This window comes from Ruegeria sp. YTSC003 (genome assembly GCF_059609785.1).
In genome coordinates, this window is the sequence record NZ_JBXWMK010000001.1 from 501022 (window position 1) to 521014 (window position 19993).

Annotated in this window: 18 protein-coding genes; 9 read left to right on the forward strand and 9 right to left on the reverse strand. The window is 54.0% G+C overall.

Features of this window, described 5'->3' with window-relative positions:
* Both AC2FFH_RS02510 and AC2FFH_RS02515 read right to left on the reverse strand, forming a co-directional pair.
* Window positions 1-1179 (reverse strand): biopolymer transporter ExbB, encoded by a 1179-nt coding sequence (locus AC2FFH_RS02510; protein WP_496769116.1) that lies wholly within the window; start codon window positions 1177-1179, stop codon window positions 1-3.
* Window positions 1180-1248: 69 nt separating this feature from the next.
* Window positions 1249-1779 carry a gamma-glutamylcyclotransferase gene (locus AC2FFH_RS02515; protein WP_496843654.1) on the reverse strand — a complete coding sequence of 177 codons (531 nt, stop codon included), beginning with the start codon at window positions 1777-1779 and terminating at the stop codon, window positions 1249-1251.
* Window positions 1780-1846: 67 nt separating this feature from the next.
* Between AC2FFH_RS02515 and AC2FFH_RS02520 the strand changes: the two genes are divergently transcribed.
* On the forward strand, window positions 1847-2848 hold the full coding sequence (locus AC2FFH_RS02520) for a DUF2125 domain-containing protein (RefSeq protein WP_496769120.1): 1002 nt from the start codon (window positions 1847-1849) through the stop codon (window positions 2846-2848).
* On the opposite strand, the gene AC2FFH_RS02525 is transcribed toward AC2FFH_RS02520, so the two are convergent.
* From AC2FFH_RS02525 to AC2FFH_RS02540, 4 genes are all read right to left on the reverse strand, one after another.
* Window positions 2845-3696, reverse strand: a complete 852-nt coding sequence (locus AC2FFH_RS02525) for an extensin-like domain-containing protein (RefSeq protein WP_496769122.1) — start codon at window positions 3694-3696, stop codon at window positions 2845-2847. The genes AC2FFH_RS02520 and AC2FFH_RS02525 overlap by 4 nt on opposite strands.
* Window positions 3693-4613 carry a prephenate/arogenate dehydrogenase family protein gene (locus tag AC2FFH_RS02530; protein ID WP_496769124.1) on the reverse strand — a complete coding sequence of 307 codons (921 nt, stop codon included), beginning with the start codon at window positions 4611-4613 and terminating at the stop codon, window positions 3693-3695. The genes AC2FFH_RS02525 and AC2FFH_RS02530 overlap by 4 nt, the downstream gene beginning before the upstream one ends.
* Window positions 4610-5695 carry a histidinol-phosphate transaminase gene (hisC, locus tag AC2FFH_RS02535; protein WP_496769126.1) on the reverse strand — a complete coding sequence of 362 codons (1086 nt, stop codon included), beginning with the start codon at window positions 5693-5695 and terminating at the stop codon, window positions 4610-4612. Before hisC ends, AC2FFH_RS02530 begins: the two co-directional genes overlap by 4 nt.
* Window positions 5696-5759: 64 nt before the next feature.
* Window positions 5760-7175, reverse strand: a complete 1416-nt coding sequence (locus AC2FFH_RS02540) for an aminotransferase class V-fold PLP-dependent enzyme (protein WP_496769128.1) — start codon at window positions 7173-7175, stop codon at window positions 5760-5762.
* Between the two features lie 103 nt (window positions 7176-7278).
* Between AC2FFH_RS02540 and AC2FFH_RS02545 the strand changes: the two genes are divergently transcribed.
* A complete protein-coding gene (locus tag AC2FFH_RS02545; protein ID WP_108859492.1) occupies window positions 7279-7740 on the forward strand; it encodes an Lrp/AsnC family transcriptional regulator in 462 nt (153 codons plus the stop codon).
* A gap of 394 nt (window positions 7741-8134) precedes the next feature.
* Here AC2FFH_RS02545 and AC2FFH_RS02550 read toward each other — a convergent pair whose 3' ends face one another.
* Both AC2FFH_RS02550 and AC2FFH_RS02555 read right to left on the reverse strand, forming a co-directional pair.
* A complete protein-coding gene (locus tag AC2FFH_RS02550; protein WP_496843658.1) occupies window positions 8135-8695 on the reverse strand; it encodes a hypothetical protein in 561 nt (186 codons plus the stop codon).
* Window positions 8696-8699: 4 nt separating this feature from the next.
* The gene (locus tag AC2FFH_RS02555) at window positions 8700-9803 is read right to left on the reverse strand and encodes a tyrosine-type recombinase/integrase (RefSeq protein ID WP_496843660.1); all 1104 of its coding nucleotides are present in this window, start codon (window positions 9801-9803) and stop codon (window positions 8700-8702) included.
* Between the two features lie 211 nt (window positions 9804-10014).
* Here AC2FFH_RS02555 and AC2FFH_RS02560 point away from each other — a divergent pair, with 211 nt between their 5' ends.
* The 7 genes from AC2FFH_RS02560 to AC2FFH_RS02590 all read left to right on the forward strand — a co-directional run bounded on the left by AC2FFH_RS02560 (window position 10015) and on the right by AC2FFH_RS02590 (window position 18759).
* On the forward strand, window positions 10015-10266 hold the full coding sequence (locus tag AC2FFH_RS02560) for a helix-turn-helix domain-containing protein (RefSeq protein WP_496689516.1): 252 nt from the start codon (window positions 10015-10017) through the stop codon (window positions 10264-10266).
* Between the two features lie 198 nt (window positions 10267-10464).
* On the forward strand, window positions 10465-12858 hold the full coding sequence (locus AC2FFH_RS02565) for a VapE domain-containing protein (protein WP_496843662.1): 2394 nt from the start codon (window positions 10465-10467) through the stop codon (window positions 12856-12858).
* 1218 nt (window positions 12859-14076) lie between these two features.
* Complete coding sequence (locus tag AC2FFH_RS02570; RefSeq protein ID WP_496843664.1) at window positions 14077-14514, forward strand: P27 family phage terminase small subunit; 438 nt, start codon at window positions 14077-14079, stop codon at window positions 14512-14514.
* A gap of 211 nt (window positions 14515-14725) precedes the next feature.
* The gene (locus tag AC2FFH_RS02575; RefSeq protein ID WP_496843666.1) at window positions 14726-15103 is read left to right on the forward strand and encodes a hypothetical protein; all 378 of its coding nucleotides are present in this window, start codon (window positions 14726-14728) and stop codon (window positions 15101-15103) included.
* Between the two features lie 27 nt (window positions 15104-15130).
* A complete protein-coding gene (locus AC2FFH_RS02580; protein ID WP_496843668.1) occupies window positions 15131-15643 on the forward strand; it encodes a hypothetical protein in 513 nt (170 codons plus the stop codon).
* Between the two features lie 8 nt (window positions 15644-15651).
* Window positions 15652-15867: a hypothetical protein gene (locus tag AC2FFH_RS02585; protein ID WP_496843670.1), complete on the forward strand. Its 216-nt coding sequence runs from the start codon at window positions 15652-15654 to the stop codon at window positions 15865-15867.
* A 1026-nt stretch (window positions 15868-16893) separates the two neighbouring features.
* On the forward strand, window positions 16894-18759 hold the full coding sequence (locus AC2FFH_RS02590; protein ID WP_496843671.1) for an AMP-binding protein: 1866 nt from the start codon (window positions 16894-16896) through the stop codon (window positions 18757-18759).
* Window positions 18760-19164: 405 nt separating this feature from the next.
* Here AC2FFH_RS02590 and AC2FFH_RS02595 read toward each other — a convergent pair whose 3' ends face one another.
* The gene (locus tag AC2FFH_RS02595) at window positions 19165-19800 is read right to left on the reverse strand and encodes a DUF2306 domain-containing protein (protein ID WP_496765320.1); all 636 of its coding nucleotides are present in this window, start codon (window positions 19798-19800) and stop codon (window positions 19165-19167) included.
* Between the last annotated feature and the right edge of the window lie 193 nt (window positions 19801-19993).

Sequence of the window (19993 nt, forward strand, 5' to 3'; positions counted from 1 at the left end):
TTACTCTCCTTCCGGAGCGGTGCGCACGGCGCCTCGGGGCAATGTCAGAGCTTTGACCAGCAATTCGATATCCTTGCGCAGTTCGCTCATGCTTTCCTGACGACCGGCCGAAATTTCTTCGAGGATACGCAAAAGTTGAACGTCCATCGACCGCAGGCGCATCCGGCTTTCGGCGTCAATTCCTTCACCCGTGCCCTGATCACGCATGTGATCCAACAGGGCGTCCTGCCCAAGGGCCACACGCTCCAATGCGGCTGTCACCCCTTCGGATTCAGACTGTCGCACATTCATCTCACCAATCGCGTCGACCAACTGGCCCAGTTTGACCGAAACGGCAGCGCGATCAGCCTCATGCCCTGAAAACAGGTCCTGCAGCGCATCCATCTGTTCGGACATCGCGTCCAGAACTGGGGTCAGAACCGCAATTTCCGCCCCACCTTCCTCAGCCGCGGCAAAGCCAACACGGGTGATTGAGGACAACCATTCCTCAAGCTCGCGGTAGAACCGGTTCTGGCCGTGACCAGCGAATAATTCCAGCAAACCGACGATCAGAGATCCGGCAAGGCCCAAAAGGGACGACCCGAATGCCACGCCCATTCCTTGTAGCTGGGCCTCAAGCCCCACCATCAGGCGGTTGAACACGGCCAGCCCTTCTTCGCCCTCTTGCGGGTTCAGGCTGCGGATCGTGTCGACAATGGCTGGGACGGTGGTCGCCAGTCCAAAAAACGTGCCCAAGAGACCCAGGTAAATCAGAACATTGGTAATATAGCGCGTGATCTCACGCTCTTCTTCGACGCGTTCCGCGACCGAATCCAGGATCGACCGGGTCGAACTTGAGCTGATCTGCGATCGTGCACCGCGTTCGCGCAGCAATGAGGCTAAAGGTGCCAGCAATTGCGGCGTGCGCGCGTCTTCGCGGACAACGCCGCCAACAAAAGCTTCAATCCAGCGCACCGACCCAATCAGCTGTGTCACCTGAAAGAAACAGGCAAAAACGCCGATTATGAAAACCAGGATGATAAAGCCGTTCAGGTACGGGTTGGCCTGAAATACCGGCAACACATAAGGCAGCGCCATAAAGACGCCCAAGCCTGCCAGGCCAATTGCGACCAACATCATCACAATTTGACGGATGGGATGCGAGAATTGGGGTCTCGCGCCCTGATGTGCCTGCGCCATGCGCGTACTTCCCGGTTCTTGCCTGCTCTGGCGTGAATCTAGCCAAAATCCGCCGGGTACGCCAAGGATTTATGCGGTAATGCTGCGCACCCGTTGCGCTAACCACTCAAGATCGGGATCGCGCAGGTCGATCTCGGCCAGATGTTCAGCAGTATTATACAGGTATTCTGTGTTCGGACCGCGCCCACCAATTGCGTGTGCTATGATCTGCGCCTGCTCTTCCAATGGCATACCGCCACAATATTGGACGTGATCCGCGTCGATCACATAGGTCACCGCGGTGACGACTTCGCCATTGTTCAAATGCACATCAAGGTTTTTCTCGACATAGGCTGACGAAATCAGCTCACGCTCGCGCAACTCAAGCAAGGTGCGCTCTTCATGGCCGGCCTCGACCGAAAGTGCCAAGCCAGTGCAATTGGCATCGGCCTGTTCATCCAGTGCCAGCACAAGGCCGGGGTGTTCTTCGGTGCCGCGATGGTGGATCGAGCTCATGCAGAACGACCGGGCGTATCCATGCAATGTGGCGTGTTCGCTGCGGGCGACCGGAAAGCCCGGATTCCACAGCAGTGATCCATATCCAAAAACCCACATCGTCATAGCTCTGGTCCTTGCCCGTTTCGGCCTATAAACATCAAATTCAACGCGGGAAAAAGGGCCAACTGCCATGCGCGGTCTAATACGAGTAGTCATTTTCTTAACGGTTATCTGGAGCGCCTATTGGTTCGTTGCCGGATTCGGTTTGCGCAACGCAATCACCGCCTGGTTCGACAATCAGCAGGAACAAGGCTGGCAGGCGGACTTTTCCGATGTTTCAACAGCCGGGTATCCGTTTCGTCACGTTACGCGCCTGAACAGTCCTGCTCTGGCAGACCCGGTCAACGGCACCGCGTGGAGCGCGGATTGGATTGAGTTCCAAAGTCCTGCGATCTGGCCCGGGCGCCAGGTGCTGCGCTTTGCCGACACGCCCCAGCGCCTGTCCTATTTTGATCAGACTGCGACCATTGAAGCCAGCGATCTGCAAGCCGAGCTACAGCTGCAACCCGGTGTGGCGCTGGAGCTGGAAAAAATGGCTTTGACCGCGGGTTCATGGTTGATCACCGATGATGCCGAAGCGCTGGCTGGCGGCGATACGCTGACATTGGTTATGGAACAGACCTCTATTCCGGTAACCTATGCCATCGGCGCTCGAATAGACGGGTTTACCCCGGGAGATGGTCTGCGCGATTTGATGCGGTCTGCGACCACGTTGCCGCAGGCGTTTGAGACGCTCGAACTGGACATGACGGCCACGTTCAACAAACCGTGGGATCGTACGGCTCTTGAACAGGGCAGACCGCAGCCGGTGAAGATTGACCTGAACCTGGCCGAGATGAAATGGGGCGCTTTGCGTTTGTTTGCGGCGGGTGAGCTCGACATTGACTACCAGGGCATCCCAACGGGCGAGATTGCGGTCAAAGCTGAAAACTGGCGCGACATGATTGCCATGGCCAATGCCGCAGGCGCCCTGCCCGATCAGGCCGTTGATCCTGTGACACGGGCACTAAACTTTATGGCCGGACTAGGTGGAAACCCAAACGCGCTGGACTTGCAATTGAACTTCCGCGACGGCTTCGTGGCACTTGGACCGTTGCCGCTGGGGCCTGCGCCCCGCCTGATCTTGCGTTAACGGCAATATGGCCCGCGACGATGGCGGGCGGTATCCAGATGGAAATGATCCCGGTGATATCGGTCGGCGTTTGGCCCTAGTACAGTGCCAAACGGCCCGCACGCTTCGCGCCAGATCTTGACCAGTTGTTTTTGGGACGGGTTCTTGCGCCACCCGTTCAGGACCGACACAACCTCTCCATCGGCCATCTTGAAAGCCGAGATATCAATTGCACGGCCTTTGCCGTGCTCGGAAATACGGGCGCCTTTACGGTTGTTTCGCGTCCGACACGCATAATGCGCGGCGACCTGCAACTGGACCACCGGCCCGCGTCTCTTGAAGGTCGGCTTGACTGCCTTTTCAACCCACTTGTTCAGCGCAACAGCCGTTCCACAATCCATCGTGGAAGGACGACTAAGCGTCACCCCCGAGATCGAGGTGATCTGCACTGCGTCCTTGATCCCACACGCCTTGATCTTACCCGGTACAGTGCCGACTGGCTTGCCCTGTATATTGATGTCGCCGCATACCGACCCCTTACGCAACTTACGCTTTTTGAACAGCGCCTCCTGCTCAAGGGCTTTGGGCCGCAGGTACGGCTTCAGCGATGTGTCTGGTCCAAGCAGGGGCAGGTCTGCGGGACGGGCCGCGACCGCCAAAACCTGCGGCGACGCTGGCCGCAACTCCGGGCGTATCGTCGCCGGAGGCAGCTGAGGCAACACCGCGCTGCTGAGGACGATCTGTTGCGGGACCAGTACAGTGCCGGGCCGCGACAACGGTACTAACGAGCGTTCCAGTGAACCAGCCTGAGTCGACGCTGCGCAAAGCGCTGCAAATGCAATCAGAGTGGTTCTCCAGCCCCGTGTCATGGGTTCGTTTTCCCCCGTCCGAAATCTGGCGCATCCGTGTCTTGCCCGGCGTCAATGATGCCGCGGCGGATCGCGCGTGTACGGGTGAAATAGTCGAATAGTTGCTCGCCGTCACCTGTTCTGATTGCGCGCTGCAAGGCAAACAGCTCTTCGGTAAACCGGCCAAGGATCTCCAGCGTCGCTTCCTTGTTGGTCAGGAACACGTCACGCCACATCGTCGGATCCGAGGCTGCAATGCGGGTGAAGTCCCGGAACCCCGCAGCGGAATACTTGATAACTTCGGTATCGGTGACCCGACGCAGATCATCCGCCACGCCAACCATTGTGTAGGCGATCAAGTGCGGCGCATGCGATGTCACGGCCAGAACCAGATCATGGTGATCCGCGTCCATTTCATCAACGTTTGAGCCCATGCCTTCCCACATCGCTCGCAGGCGGGCAATCGCGTCCGGATCAGAGCCTTCGACCGGAACCAACAGGCACCAGCGGTTATCAAATAGCTCGGCAAATCCCGATTCCGGGCCAGAATGCTCGGTCCCCGCCAACGGGTGCGCGGGTATGAAATGAACGCCATCAGGGATTTCAGGCCCAACGGCCTGAATAACGTGGTGCTTGACCGAGCCGACATCTGTCACTGTCGCCCCAGGTTTCAATGCGGGCGCAATTTCCTTTGCAACAGCCCCCATCGCGCCGACAGGGACGCAGAGCACGACAAGATCCGCTCCCTCGACCGCCTCTTGCGCGCTGTCGCAAACGCGGTCGCACAGACCGATACGGCGGGCCGTTTCGCGGGTGGCCTCGGACCTCGCATAGCCAGTCACCTCGCCCGCAAGCCCGGCGCGTTTGATCGCCCAGAACATTGACGAGGCGATCAGGCCCAGCCCGATCAAGGCCACACGGTCGTAAACTTGGCTCATGCGGCGCCCCCTTTGAACGCAGTGATGGCCGCAACAACGCGGCGGCAGGCTTCTTCGTCGCCCACGGTGATCCGCAGGGCATTTGGCAGGTTGTAGCCCGCCACGCGGCGCACGATCAAACCCTGGGTCTTGAGATAGTCGTCACACGCTTCGGCCTCGGCCTGGTTGGCAAAGCGGGCGAGGATGAAATTGGTGCAGGACGCATCCGACGGAATCCCGATCTTGTCCAGTTCTTCCGACAGCCACACCCGCAGGCGCGCGTTTTCAGCCTGGCAGAAGGACAGGAATTCCAAGTCATTCACCGCTGCCTCTGCAGCAGCCAACGCGGTCAAGGACAGGTTGAACGGCTGGCGCACCCGATTCAGAACGTCGATAATCGACTGTGCGGCATAGCCCCAGCCGACACGCATCCCACCCAGACCGTACACCTTGGAAAAGGTGCGCGTCATAATCACGTTGTTAAATCGGTCTACCAGCGATGCACCGCCGTCGAACCCTTCGACAAACTCGGCATAGGCCCCGTCGATCACGATCAGGCAGGTCTTGGGTAATGCCTCGGCCAAACGCAGCAATTCAGCCTCGGGGATCATAGTCGAGGTCGGGTTGCCCGGGTTCGTCACGAACACGATCCGGGTCTGGTCGGTCACGGCGGCCAAAATGTTGTCGACATCCACGTGGCGGTTGCGCTCGGCCACCATCACCGGTGTCGCGCCGGCCATACGGGCGATGATCGGGTACATTGAAAACCCGTGCTCGGTATAGATGACGTCATCGCCCGGCCCGGCATAGGCCTGGGCGATGAATTGCAGCACCTCGTCACTGCCTACGCCGCAGATTAACCGCGCAGGGTCCAACCCGTGCCTTGCGCCTACCGCTGCGCGCAAACTGGCGTGGTCGGTGCTGGGATACCGATGAAGCGTCGCCGCACTACCGCGCACGGCCTCGATCGCCTTGGGGCTGGGACCAAACGGATTTTCGTTGGAGCTGAGCTTGATCACATGCTCTACCCCCGCCACATGCGACTGGCCGCCCTGATAGAGCGCGATGTCCATAATGCCGGGTTGCGGGGTGATCTTGTTCATAAGAGGCTCCGTTGTTGGAGCCTCTCATACCCGTCTCAACGCGTTGAGAAAAGCGGCAATTCCGTCACGCCGCTTTGAAGCGGGCGGTCGCCGGGTCGGCGTTGTAATAAGGGGCGAATTCTTCTGTCCTGTGGGACAGGTCATTGACGCTGTCGATGATGAACTGAACCGTCTCTTCGCTCATAAGATACGAGAAATTCAGGCGGACCCATCCGGGTTTCTTCATCTCTTCCCCTGCGGACAAAGCAGCATGCAGTTCAGCGGACGTCTCACGGTCGATATCCAGCAAGCGATGCGCATATGGCCCGGCACACGCGCAACCACCGCGCGCCTGAATGCCGTAGATGTCGCTGAGCATCCGGGTAAACAGCTGCTGATGCACCGGCTGGCCAGAGTTGTCCCGCACAAGGAAAGAATAGATCGGCAAACGATGCGGGTTTTCAGTACCTAGCAAAGTCAGGTTCGGATTGTCGCCCCACCCTTTCAATGCCATTTCATTGTACCGGGCTTCGCGTTCAGCAATTTCATCCGTGCCGACGACATCCTTAACGATGAAGGCCAGCGCGGCGCGAATATCTCCGATCACATTGGGTGTTCCGGCTTCTTCTCGCGTGGCCAAATCCTCGCTGTAGTCATGGCGCCAGGGCGACACAAAGCTGACAGTGCCGCCACCAGGCCAACTTGGGCAAGTGCGGCGAACTGCGTTCTGATTGACGATCAGCACACCGGACGCGCCCGGGCCGCCCGGGAATTTGTGCGGGGATACTACGATGGCGTCCTTGCGCGCATCTTCTGGCCCCATGTCCATCGGCAAATATGGTCCACCACCAGCGTAATCCCAGATCGAAACAGCGCCATGAGACTTGAGCAGCCGCGTGATCGGGTCCGGGTCTGTAATGATACCGGTTACGTTAGAGGCGGCGGAAAAAGACCCGACAATCAGATCGGAATCTGCATTGTCCACCAATGTCCGTTCAAGTGCACCGAGATCAACGCCGCCTTCGGGCGCTTCGGGAATTTCGATGACCTGCGCTTTGCTTTCCCGCCAAGGGAGGATGTTCGAATGATGCTCATACGGCCCGATCAGAACAACCGGCCGGTCAGCCCCCTCAATTCCCGTCAAACTGACCAGCCGGTTAAGACCCGCAGTGGCGCCGGACCCGGTAAAGATCACCGCGTCGTCTTCCTTTGCTCCAACAATGCGGGCTATTTCCGCGCGCGCTTCGCGGCGCAGACGGGTCATGTAAGACCCGCAATAGGAGGCCTCGGTATGGCTGTTGGCATAAAAAGGCAGCACCTCATGGGCGACAAAATCCTCTACCTGCTGCAGCGCACGACCGGAAGCGACGTAGTCCGCGTAAACCAGCGGAACGTCCCCATTCAGACCGGGGATCAGAACATTCTCTCCGATCAGCCCTTCGCGCAGGGTTGAATTGCGAGTGGTGGATTGGAGGTCTGCGCGAAATTTGGACAAGGTCATGATTGGTTCTCCGTATTGCACTACCAAATATGATTGAATGAGGATACAGAAACTTCACCTTTCTTTTGGTAGATTTCTAAAATTTCGTGTCATATGCTTCGATATGGCCGAAAAACTAGATCAAATTGACAAGCGTATCCTTCGCGAACTTCAAACAGACGCAACACTGTCGCAGCGTGAGTTGGCAGACCGAGTCGGGTTGTCGCAAAATGCCTGTTGGCGGCGGCTGAAGGCGTTGAACGAAAATGGCGTCATTACCGGTTCGACCGCTCGGATCGCCCGCGAGAAATTGGGACTGAGCCTTGTGGTCTTTGTTATGCTGCGCACCCGGCACCATTCGGCGGAATGGCTGCAAGCCTTTCGAAGCCATGTCCTGACCATCCCCGAGGTGGTGGATTTTCACCGCATTGGTGGCGACTATGACTATCAGTTGAAAGTCGTCACACAAGATATGACGTCATATGACAAGGTGTATCAGCGATTGATCGACAAGGTCGAACTGGACAGTGTGACCTCGTACTTTGCGATGGAGGCCATCGCCGAAAGCAGGCCGCTGCCAATTTGACTCAGCGCCTTCGGCGGGCTTGATCAGTGATTTGGCTGCAAGGCTGTTCGTAGGTTGTTACGCGTTCAATTCGAAATGCAGCTTGTGCAAGCCGAGCGTGAATTCCAGCATCCCACCCAATGCGGGCGTTCTGCTGAGGCACTTCGGTTGATACTTTTTGAAAACCCGAGACGCAAATTTTGGACATGCCGTCAAACCCAATACGCGTCGTCACATGACCAAACAAAAAAGGGCCGCGCAAACTGCGCGGCCCTGGAATTCTGGGTGTCGGCGAAAATTAGTTCTTCGCGAAAGGCCCTGCCTTCAAATGCCATTGATTTCATTAGATAAAGTGTAACGACATAGCCTATAAATCCCTAAAATACCGCAAACCCGCTTACAGCCGCTTACTGTTTTATCTGCGCCCTCTGCGCTCTGCCAGTTTTTTTGCAGCTTGAGCTTCCGCCTCTTTTTTCAAGAACTCATCCTTGCGTTTTTCAATCTCGGCCCAAGCGAAATCCTTAAACGTGTACGGCCAATTGTCTTCCAGGAATTGCCCGCCGTGCTTGATCAGCAACCCCTTGGACACAAGTTGAGTGCCAGCCGGGATATAAACCCAACACTGGATTGATGGAGAGCCAGCTCTGATTGCTTCGCAGACCATATACAATTCTTGATCGGAAAGCTGGTCCAAGTGTTCCAGCGCCTTTGCTTCCCATTCTGCCCTGTCTTTGTTCTTTTTCCGCTGTTGCCTTGCTTCAGAGATATGTTTCCAACCTGCATCAATCAGAGAAGCCAAGAAGAGAAACCCTGTTACTACCCCGAAGATGAAAACCAGCGGCCTGACCCACGCACCAATGTCACTAAGCTTAAGGACACCAACCTTGTCAGCAGCATAGATAGCAACGCAGGCCGCGAATAACCCGCCTGTGATCCGGGCGGGCATTTCTAATGCTTTTAACCAACCTGAATCCATCAAATTACTCTTCCATAATAATGCGCATCGCGTCGATTGCGGCGTTGTCGTCTGCCCAAGCAAGATACACTTTTGCGGTAATGTCGCTGCTCTCGTGCCCGGCCAGTTTTGATACTTGGTTCAAAGGCATACCGCGCTCCAGCATGAATGTTATAGCGCCGTGACGCAACCCGTGAGCTGTTCCCCGAATGCCCAAATCTCGGAATGTCCTACTGATTGGTTTCGTCGCTGTGCTCGAATACATTGGGCGTCCTTTGGGGTCCGGAAACACAAGGTAGTGGTTCGAAGCTGCGCGGCGGCGTTCTAACATTTCCAATACCACTTTGGGCAATGGCAGAGTTCGGTTGCCGGCTGACGTCTTGGGCGTCTCCACGACCTGTATCCGGTTCTCCTTGCTGTCGGTTCGGGCAGTGATTCGCCAAATCCGAATGGTTCCCCGGTCCCAGTCGATGTCCTCCCAGTGCAGCCCCAAAGCCTCGGATAGACGCATCCCCGAGTAGGTCAGGATCAGGACAAGATCAGCACTGTATTCGTCGCCACCCTCGCGCAGAAGTTTTTCGGCGTTCAGGGCTTGTTCGCGGGTCACTACTCTTGGGGGTGATTTCCGCTGCTTTATAGGCTTCACTCCCTCCCACGGTCGGTTGTCGATTAGGTTCCACGAATATGCATCCCGCATCGCCCGTTTCAGAACCTTCATCGCGTTGCCAATCGTGGAAGTCGCCAGCCCCCGTTCGGACAGCTTTATTTGAACGTCGCTGAAATCGAACGCGGTGATCTCGCCCAAAGGTTTGTCTCCGATGATCTCGGACAGGTCTAGGCTGATCCGTTCTTTGCTGTACTTGGTCGAATAGGCTTGTCCCAGCGTATTGCGCGGGAGCCAGGTGTTCAGGATGTAGTCGGAAAAGGTCAGATTGCGGTTGGCCGCCACCGTCTGATTCGATGCCTCAGCTTCGCGCAACGTCGCCAGTTTTTGGGCTCCACGCTTTCCGTCCGGTCCAGTGTACCGCTCATATTGGACCTTCGATTGTCCGGTGACGTCCTTCGCCCGCCAAGCGGCCAAGTAATAGACCCCATCCCGCCGCGTCTCTTTCCGTATCGTGTAAGCCATTAATTCTGCGTCCGTTTCTCTACTGTTACATTGTAGATAATAAGAACTAATCTGCGCAAGGTTCTACACGAAAATAATACCTACTGTTAGGTTGTATTTAATGTACTTATTTTACAGTGTGTTACGTCTATTTTTCATTCGACTTAGGCGACTGTAGCCACTAGGCTTTATAAGCGACTATCAATAATCGTAAGCAAAATGTGAGGTAATAATGGGAAATCACAACCACACCGAAGGGATCGAAACCCTGTGCGTTTCGTTGGTCCAATTCGGCAAAGCCTTGGGCATATCGAAAGATGGTGCGAAGGCGATGTTCGATCAGGGGTTTGTACGCGGAATGCGCATTGGGCGGCGCGTCATTATCCCCAAAACTGAGATCACGCGGTTGCTGAAGGAGATCAATGAAAGGGAAGTGCGCGACGTTGCCGAATTTGGAGGGCAACAGATGACGAAGGCCGGGTGACGGTTGATTTTCGACAGTGTGAAACTGGAAGGATAGCACTGCCGAAAGCCAATCCCCGACAAAAAACGACCCGCCAGCCGGAAGAAGCCAACGGGTCGAGAACACTGAAACCCCACCGTCGCGTGGGCCGCTAAACCAGCGGACGGGAAGGATTGGGTAAGAATACCTGTCCTTTCTGGAAAAAGGAAGGGAACAGGTATGGCTGACAAAAAACAATCGCCCAAAGTGACGCCGATTTCAGGAAACAACGAATACAAGCCGCAAGAGTTGCAAACCTTTCTGGAAACCTTTTCGCCTGAGTTCCCGGTTTACACTGCGCGGATAAGGGATGCGGGTGGGCCTCCGTTATGCCAATGGCACAATACCGCGACAACTCTACACCGTAACTTGCGGCCTGTTAACGAAGCCGGGGCCAATGACGCCACGAAGCAATGGAACATCTACCTGTCGGCTGCCCGGTTAAGAAGCAGCGTCACATCGAAAGCCAAGAAAGAAGATGTTGAGGCTGTTACCCACCTCTGGGTCGATCTGGACCCGGAAAAGACCGACGATTGGGGAAAGGCGCGGCACGAGTTGTTGTTGTCGCTTACGGAAAACCTGCCGGACGGGGTGCCGAAGCCCACTCATATCGTTGACAGCGGGAACGGGTTTTGGGCGTTCTGGCGGTTGGCGGAGGAAATTGAAATTCCACCGTATGGTGAGGAAGGACACGAAGAAACGATTGCCGACATTGAGGCGGCGAACAATTGGCTGGCTAAACGCGACTGGGCCGGGAAAGCAGGGGATAGCTGCTTTAACATTGAGCGGATTTTCCGTGCGCCGGGAACTGTAAACTGGCCCACAAAGACAAAGCTGAAGGCGGGGTATAAGCCGCGACAGGCAATGTACCTCGAAAAGCGGTCTGACCCGTCTTTGGATTACTCTATGGAGGATTTTGGGCGGCTGACGGTTGAACGATCTAGGCCCAAAAAATCCAATATCAGTTATGATGACGCGGACACGGACCCTGTTACGCTGGATGAGATCGAAGAACGGACCAATGCGGATGTTCGGGGATTGGTTCAGGGTGGTCCGAATGAGAATAGTGCGGATCGGTCGAAATACGTGTGGGCTGTCGCTTGCCGGTTGGCGGATAACGGATTCACCGAAGCCCAAATGCGGTATGTCTTACTGAATGAGGATTGGTGGCCTTCGAACCACATCTACGAACAGAACTACCCGCTCAATTATGTGAACCGGAACATCGACCGCGCCAAAACGCAGGTTTACGCCGACAACCAGAAATGGAAGAAAGACAAAATTGGGGCGAAAGACCCGAAATCGACCCACAATGTTGCTAAGGCTTTGGGTTTGGAGGGTCTTATTCCGCGTTTCGACACTTTTACGCGAAACCTGACACTTGCGGGTTTGGATCGGATTTGCGGCACTGAGAATTTCGACACCGAACAAGAACAGGTCTTAGTTGGGCTATTGGGCGCGAAATACCAGTTGGAAATCTCCCAAACGAAGCTGCGGACCACAATCTCATACCTGGCCAATAAAAACCGATACGACAGCCTGAAAGAGTTAATCGAAGGGTTGCCGGAATGGGATAGGGTCGAACGGGCTGACCGGATATTTATCGACTATGCCCACGCGGAAGACATCCCGTTAAACGCTGCGATTGGTCGAAACTTCCTGTTCGCTGCGATGGACCGCGTTTACAATCCGGGGGGAGAAGTCCAGTTCATTACGATACTGGAAGGCCCCCAAGACAGCGGGAAATCAACCTTACTTCGGACAATCGCGCTGCGGCCTGAGTTCTTCACCGACAATCTGGACTTTAAGGCCGAAACCAAGGTGGTGATGGAGCAGACCGAAGGCAAATGGATCATTGAGATTGCGGAAATGGCTGCGAAAGGTCGAAGGGATGACGATGCAAAGAAGGCCTTCATTACCCGACAGATTGAGCGCAGCCGAATGTCCTACGGGCGACGGGCGCAGGATGTGGAACGGCGGTTTATGTTGGCGGGTTCGATCAATGAGGGCCAATACCTGACTGACCCAACGGGAAATCGGCGCTATTGGATGATCCGGGTTGGGGACAATGGGATGCTTGATTGTGATCGGCTGGCGATTGATATGCCTCAGATTTGGGCTGAGGTTCGTGAACGATACCGGAGTGGTGAACGCCACGACCGACGATTGCCCAATGAGTTGAAAACCGAATTGTCCGAGCGACAGGAAAAGCGGATGATGCCGAATGAGGATGCGCAGCGGCTGTACGAGCTGTTTGGTGGACCTGACGACGATTGGGCTATTCACGGTCGGTTGACGGTTGGCGAATTGCACCAGATCATTTTGGGCCGCCCAACTCCGAACCCTCCAGAGAATTACCGTGCTCGGGATTACAAGCGTGAGTTCCAAAAGTTGGGCTATGTCGAAACGAAAATTCCGACTGACGGTGAACGGACATCCAGAGGGTTCTACCGAAGCCCTAAAGGTGAAGCTGTAAAAGATTTGCCGCGTGTAATTCTGGAAAAAGATGGTCGGGGGCAGGTCATTGGTATCAAGACTTCAGAAAAGAAAGCCCAAAATTCCGAACCGTATTGATTTCTCTTTACGCGCCAATATGAGACGCGGTAGTATTGAGGAAAGGCGGCCATATGGTCGCTTTTCTCAGTTCTAAGCCGGAAATTTCCCGTGTTTCCCCGCCAGCTTCCCGGGTTTTTTCCCGAGTTAGCGTCATATTTTCTTGAGTTTCCCCAGTTTTCGCACGTTCCCCCAAATATAGTATAGAGAGAGTATATACAATGCATATATATCTATTCACACACCCCTATATATAAATCTAAATCTAAAATAACTCGGGAAACTCGGGAAACTCGGGAACTGATATTACTAACGCATTGGTTTCGTTGGACTTTGGATTTCCCCAGTTACTTTCTTGGTCCGGGAAACACGGGAAATGCGATATTGGGCAGGAAATAAAAAACCCGCCACTGGGGTTTGGAGACGACCAGCGACGGGTTCAATGGCGGCTGTTATGGTTGCCGCCTCTACCGTATTGCTCTTATCGCTTTTGGGTAAACAGGTTTCTCAGGGGGGCACCCATCACCTATAGCGTATAGGTTGCCCCGATAATTTCCCCCGGCAACGGCCACCCGTCGCAGTACCCGTGACGGAAATATTTTCCGTCACCCCTGCCTAGCCTTCGATCACCCAGAAGCCCCCAAACCTCGCCACGCCGTTTAGACGGTACAGCCTTCTCGCAGACCGACCTACTGACGAGCGCATAACGCCCCTCCTACGGCGTTATATCGGCTCATCAGTTCTCAGGGTGAACGGGCGGCATCCACCGGAACAAAAGCTCAACGGACCTATCCGGAAATGCCCCGGCAAACCTCCCCAACGTATATACGTACACGCACGCACGCATACGCGAGACCACATCCTGCGCTCCTGCGCCCCCGCCAGTTCGCAATGTTTGTAGATCGGCAACCCCATCAAGCGGTCGGTCATATCCAGTCGCCACGAACGATCATTACATAAATGTTATCCGCTACAGAATAATCGAACACCCTTCGGTTCATATCCTATTGGGCGATATGTTTTGGGGCGGGGGCAGTCAAAAATAATGGCACACAGAAGCCCGGCGAACCCCCCAATGCGCTTACCCCCCTTGGCCTCGCCTAATCACTGTCAAACATTAAAATAGATAGGCAATAAATTAATTAATTTTCTGATTCTGGTAGTTTAATTTTTCTGTAACTGATTAGCACTAATTCCCTATATATATTCTAAAACTAACGGAAATTGGAGAGCAGAAAAATGCCAGCGAAACACAAGCCCACAACTTTACATAAATCAATGAATGCAAAAGCACCAGAACCACCATCCGATTACGCAAAACGGTTTAAAGAAAGCACCTATTTCACCTATTACGAATATCTGAAAGCACGACCCTACGACAAATGGTCGAATCCTGACGTGCGCGTTCTCTGTCAAATATGCCTGTTGGAAGATGCGATTATGGAGGCGCAAGAGGCAGTCGCGGTGGAAGGAACCACTGGTATTGGCTCCCAAGGTCAGAAGGTCGCCAATCCTGCCCTTTCAGCCCTGATTAAGCTGCAACAGCAACAAGGTTCGATGATGCGCCGAATGGGTATCGCAACGCGCGGCATCGACAGCGCGAAATCCACCGAACGGGACGCAGAGTTTCATCGGAAGATGGCTGCTGTGGAGGATGACAAAGGGCTGCTCGCCTAATGCCATTCGAAGCCAGAGAAATCGAACAAAAAAATGAATGCTGCAGGCGTTTAACGGGTTAAAGGCTGCCTTTCCAACACCAAAACCAAATTCGCCTCCTATTTCCTAATATTTAGAGCAGAAAATATCCGAAGAATTAATTCTGTAACGCTTAATTCAACTTTCGGGGTAGAATTAGGAGAAATCGACTCCGAACAACCGAAAAGAAAATATGTCCATTCGCAAAGCCCTCCGCACATCACCCACTGCATCGCCGTCCGGTACAGATGGAGAATTAGTGGTCTCAGACACATCCCGGCAACAGCCCGGTCTTTCGGCTTACCAATACAGCTTGAAGATTAACGGCCAGGTGAAAAATATCACCCAGAGTCAAATAAGACTGGAGAAGCTTTTGGCGAAAGATGGGGCGGTCTTTGAAACACTTTTTAATCATAAGGAGTGTTTGGACATATCCGAACAGAAAATCGCTTCTGCTGCCAAAACCATCAATTCCTGCCAGGACAAAATCGCTGAACTAGAGGGCGCAAATCAAAACCTTGTAGGGCGGATCAATGCGCTAGAGGAAGCGGTTCTGGATCTTATCAAGTGAAGCACTAGCGAAAAGGCAACGGATCCAATGAGCATTCCAGATAACGCCACAAGAAAGATCAACTCCGGATTTTTCAATGACAACGAAGCATTGCCCGCCACCTTACAACGCACAAACCCCACCTCGAACAACACTGTCGACAAAATCCAGGCAATCGACGATCGACTGAAGCGTGTCGAATTGCAGTTGGGCGTAAGGCAGCCTGATCTAGAACCTGAGCGAACACATGCACGGTGCAGCTTTTCCGGCCTAACTCTCCCAGCCCAGTTTTTTCCTTCGCCGCTCAGGTCCGGCACCGCGCAATCGCAATTCTATAATGCCTATCGAAGCGCAACGGACGCGGAACGGGACATGATGGCGGTTCCTACAACAATATCCCAGGCTGATTTCGATAAACACAGCCCCATCTTTTTCGCGGATAAAGCAGTGGGCACTCGTGTGGTGGGAGAATTTTTGATCTACGCAGCCCGCATGAAACTGGGACGTGCAAGGATCGCGTCGTACAGCACCCAATACGGGCGCGCGTTCAAAAATAGTTAGTTTGCGCAATGGCTGTGCAATTACCAGACATCGACCTAAAAACCATCAACGACGCAATTTTGGGCCTTGTTTCTCAGGCAGTTTTGGATGGGTATCAATTGGCCCAAAAGGGTCAGCAGATAGACAACGGCCCATTGAATGAGCGACGACTAGAATTGCTATCACTTATCGTGAGTGAGGTCATGCTGTTGAATGCTGGTTCTAGCCAGAACGTCGAAGGTTAGTCTGACTAATTATACGAACAGCCTCGGCAAGTTATACTGCGGCGCAGTAACGCCGGGTCCTGGACTTAGTCGGCAATCCCGTCTTTTCCTTCCATGTATACATTAGGCTGAATCCAGCGATCTAACGCTGCAACGGAACCCTTGCTAAATGATACAACAAAGCTTTTGTTTGCGCCGTAAGGCGTGTTTGCCTCTATTCTTGACGTTCGGTGGTTTGTCGTGAACGTCTGCTTTGCGGACTTAGTTGCCGTTCGCATTTTGCCTCTGCGAGACCCAGATACATAGCCCTCCAACTATCAAAGTGAATGTCATTAACACCCACATCGCAGAGAAGAACACCTCATTCCCGCTTTCCGGGAATGGCATTCCTTCCAAAAAAGTACAGGCCGTCTGACCATTCACCAGTAGGGAAATACTGAGTTGATACGTGAAAACGGTTTGCCAAACCCATATCGGCCAGAGTGGTAGAGTTCCTAGCAACACAACGCGCCTTTGAGTGGTGAAATATAAGCTAATCAACGCGATACAGTACAGCCCGGCTGAGACAGCCGCACCAGCCAATCGGTCCGCATCACCCTGAGTACACGTACCCGCAAATCTCGCAAGAACAGCGTTCAATCCGCCAAGGTAGAAGGCAAATATCGAAGACAGTTTCCAGAAATGTGTTATGCTTCACCTGCCAATGGTAGATATTGAATTGCCGCATTGGAGCCTGCGCTGTTCGTTCGATCTTAGACGGTTAGAGGGGTTTATGTCACGCCCGCTTCGGGCTCAAAGTAGACATTCAGAGGAGTCCGCCCAATGTCTGCTGTGCGGACTTTGCCGCCATTGGCCCGCTTTCACCGGAGGACCGCAGACAGCCCAAAGCAGACCTTCAAAACCAAACTTTGCAATTCCAACTTTGCGGACAAAGCGGCCTTTCGTAGATTGGCTTGTTTTTGTGCTTTATCTTGTATGTTGGTGTTGCAAAGTTCGGCTGCTCGACCAAAGCTCAGGTGACACTTTCCTGAAGTTGAAGGAGATCCCATGGTCAATCTGGGCACACAGCCGATCAGGACTCAAAGTGATATTTCTGAGTTCGAAGAAGAAATGACGCTTGAAGAGCGGTTACCTGAGCAAAGCATCTTGGATGTCTTTGTCAACAGCGCTGATCGCGATCCTGATGCGACTGCGCTGACAATGCTAATGACCGGAACTGATGACGAAGAGCCGCGTCGTGTGACCTATAAACAGTTGCTGGGACAGATAATGCGCGCTGCAAATCTATTTGCAGCGATTGGAGGTGAAGCACCGGGCGTTGCGTTCATGCTGCCCGCTTTGATTGAAACCCACGTCACATTGTGGGGAGCAGAAACGGCTGGGTACGCTGTTCCGATCAATTTTCTTTTGCAGCCTGAGAGCATAGCAGAACTTCTCAAAGCCTCCGAGGCAAAGATCCTTGTTGCTCTTGGCCCTCATCCACAGCTGGACATTTGGGAGAAAGCTCTAGCAATGCGGGAGCAGGTTCCGGGCCTCGTACTTGTGCGCGTTTCTCCGCCGGTTACACCGCCCGAAGAAGGAGTTATTGATCTTGCCAGTGCTTTGATGGCCCAACCTGATGATCATCTGACTTTTGGGGAGGCGCGCAGGGGTTCAGATCTGGCGGCCTATTTTCACACCGGGGGCACAACCGGTGTGCCAAAGCTCGTTGCGCACACCCACCGCAGCCAGCTGGTCGCAGCATTCGGGGGAGCTGTAATGTGCGGCTTTCGCGCCGATGACGTATTTACCGCTACTTTTCCTCTTTTTCACGTCGCCGGAACGATTGTCGGCGGCCTCAGTTGCTTTATGGCAGGCGTTGAACTGCTCGTAATGACTCCTGCCGGTCTGCGAAACCCAGCAGTTGTCGCAAGCTTTTGGCGTCTTGTTGCAGAATATAAGGTTACAATTGTTGGCGGCGTACCAACTGCTATTGGGGCGATTTTGCAAACGCCAATCGGCGATCATGACATCTCGCACGTGCGGGCGGGCGCGACTGGTGCTTCATTGCTACCGCCTGCGGTCGGGCAGAAGTTCAAGGAAGTGACCGGCTGCACTCTTTTTGAAATTCTGGGCATGACGGAAGCTTCCGGATTGATCAGTATCGATCCACTCTGCGGTACGGGTACTGCAGGTTCAGTTGGCTGGGCATTACCTTACACAAATGTCGACGTTCTAAAGCTGGAAAGCGATGGTGGTCTTGGAGCGGTGTGTGAGATTGGCGAAATCGGTGTTGTAGCCATCAAAGGTCCTCACGTGTCGCCCGGTTACAGCGTTACAGAATTCAACAGTGAGGTGTTCGTAGACGGTGTCCTGAATTCGGGCGACTTGGGGTACAAAGATGCGAATGGGTGCCTTTATGTTGCCGGACGCTCGAAAGATCTGATTATCCGAAGCGGCCACAATATCGATCCGGTCATGATTGAAAATGCGATGAGTACCCACCCTGCTGTCGCGTTAGCAGCAGCGGTCGGCATGCCCGATCCTTATGCCGGAGAACTGCCGATATGTTTCATTCAGGTCCACACATCCGATGAGGTTACCGTTGAAGACCTAATGGCACATGCTCAGAACACTATCGATGAAAGACCAGCTTGGCCGAAGATCATTAAGATTGTTGATGAGATACCCCTGACGTCAGTCGGCAAAATCTTCAAGCCCAGTCTGCGGTGCGATGCTGCAAGGCTGGTAGTATCAAATCTGCTTCGTGAACAACTGAAGTTGCCCGACGCTCACGTGCAAGTGGAGGCCGGTGGGCCACGCGGACTTTGCGTCACAGTGAGCCTTTCTGAGACAGACGCGTCGTCTAGGCCCAGCGTTGAAGAGAAGCTTCAAGACTTCCTTTTCGAGACGCGCGTTGAAGTCGGATCGTAGGGGACAATTCTCAAAATGGCTCAAATTGCCAATCGCAAAAAATATTGTGTTGCCGGTGGCCATTGTGCGAGCCTTTTGATTGTTCAGCTGCTAAATGCAATCACAGAATCCAGTTCCCATGACAACGGCTGCAATGGGCTCGAAGCGGTCATTCAGTGAAATCTGCTCTACGTCTGCCTTGCGGACTAAGCCGCCTTTTGCTCATGCGGCGAATTTGGCGGTCGCAAGCCCACCAAAAGTTGGAACGCGTCGCGGTGCCGCAGCGCGATTTCCCGAAAGCGGACGTTCAAATCTGCCAAATCGGCCGAAATCCAATCCGGACACTCGCTGCGCGAGTGTCGAGCGTCTGAGTTGCGGACAAAGCAGACTTTTAGCTGTTGGCGGTACGAAAGCCTTGCGATCTAATTACTGCTTGATGCGCAGGTAAACTTCGACGCCAACGAGATAGGGAAGAAAGAACGCCACGCTTTGTACCAGATCAAAGCCTCCCGTGAATTGCGGGTTGGACCATAGGCCGTCAGTGGCCAGATACCAAAGGCCATAATGGACGCGATAGAACCAAGAGCCCAAAGCCAGCCAGAAGAAACGCAAGGCCCAAGCATTATGTTCTACAATGCGCCTTGCCCTTGCGTAGCGTATCGTTTGAAGGGCGGCTAGGAGCACCAATACCCCGTAAAGGGAGAAACCGATATTCATGGGCGTCCCACCGATTGTGCCTCGCAGTGGAATGTAGATGAGGCCACCTACTGCGGTCGCAACTGCAGCGATGATGATCAGCCGCCCTAACCAGCGGTGCAGCGCGGGTAGACGCAGCCGGATTAAAGGGATCAATTGGAGCGGCACCAATGCGGTTATTGCCGCTCCAGTGGCCATATGGCTAAAAATAGACAGATTGGCTACAGGGTAATCGGACCGTATGTAGTGCGGCGCGGGCAGAGCATCCCGCAGGCCACCTTGAGCAAAGTTTATAGCATAGACCGCAAAGGGAAGTGTTAGCAGTGCCAGAAGGATGAGAGAAGCTGTTTGGACCGAGGCTTTCATAGGTTACATTAGATAAGGTCTTTCAGGCCTTCGCAACTTTGTGACAGAGGAACGAAAATAGGTTTGGTTATGCTGCATGAGCAAAGGACGCGATTTCAATCCGACCGCTCTGGGCTCAAAGCAGACTGTAATCGTAAATCGCCGAATGTAGACTTTCATGCATGCTGCAATGAAGGACTGCCTAGTCGTTTTG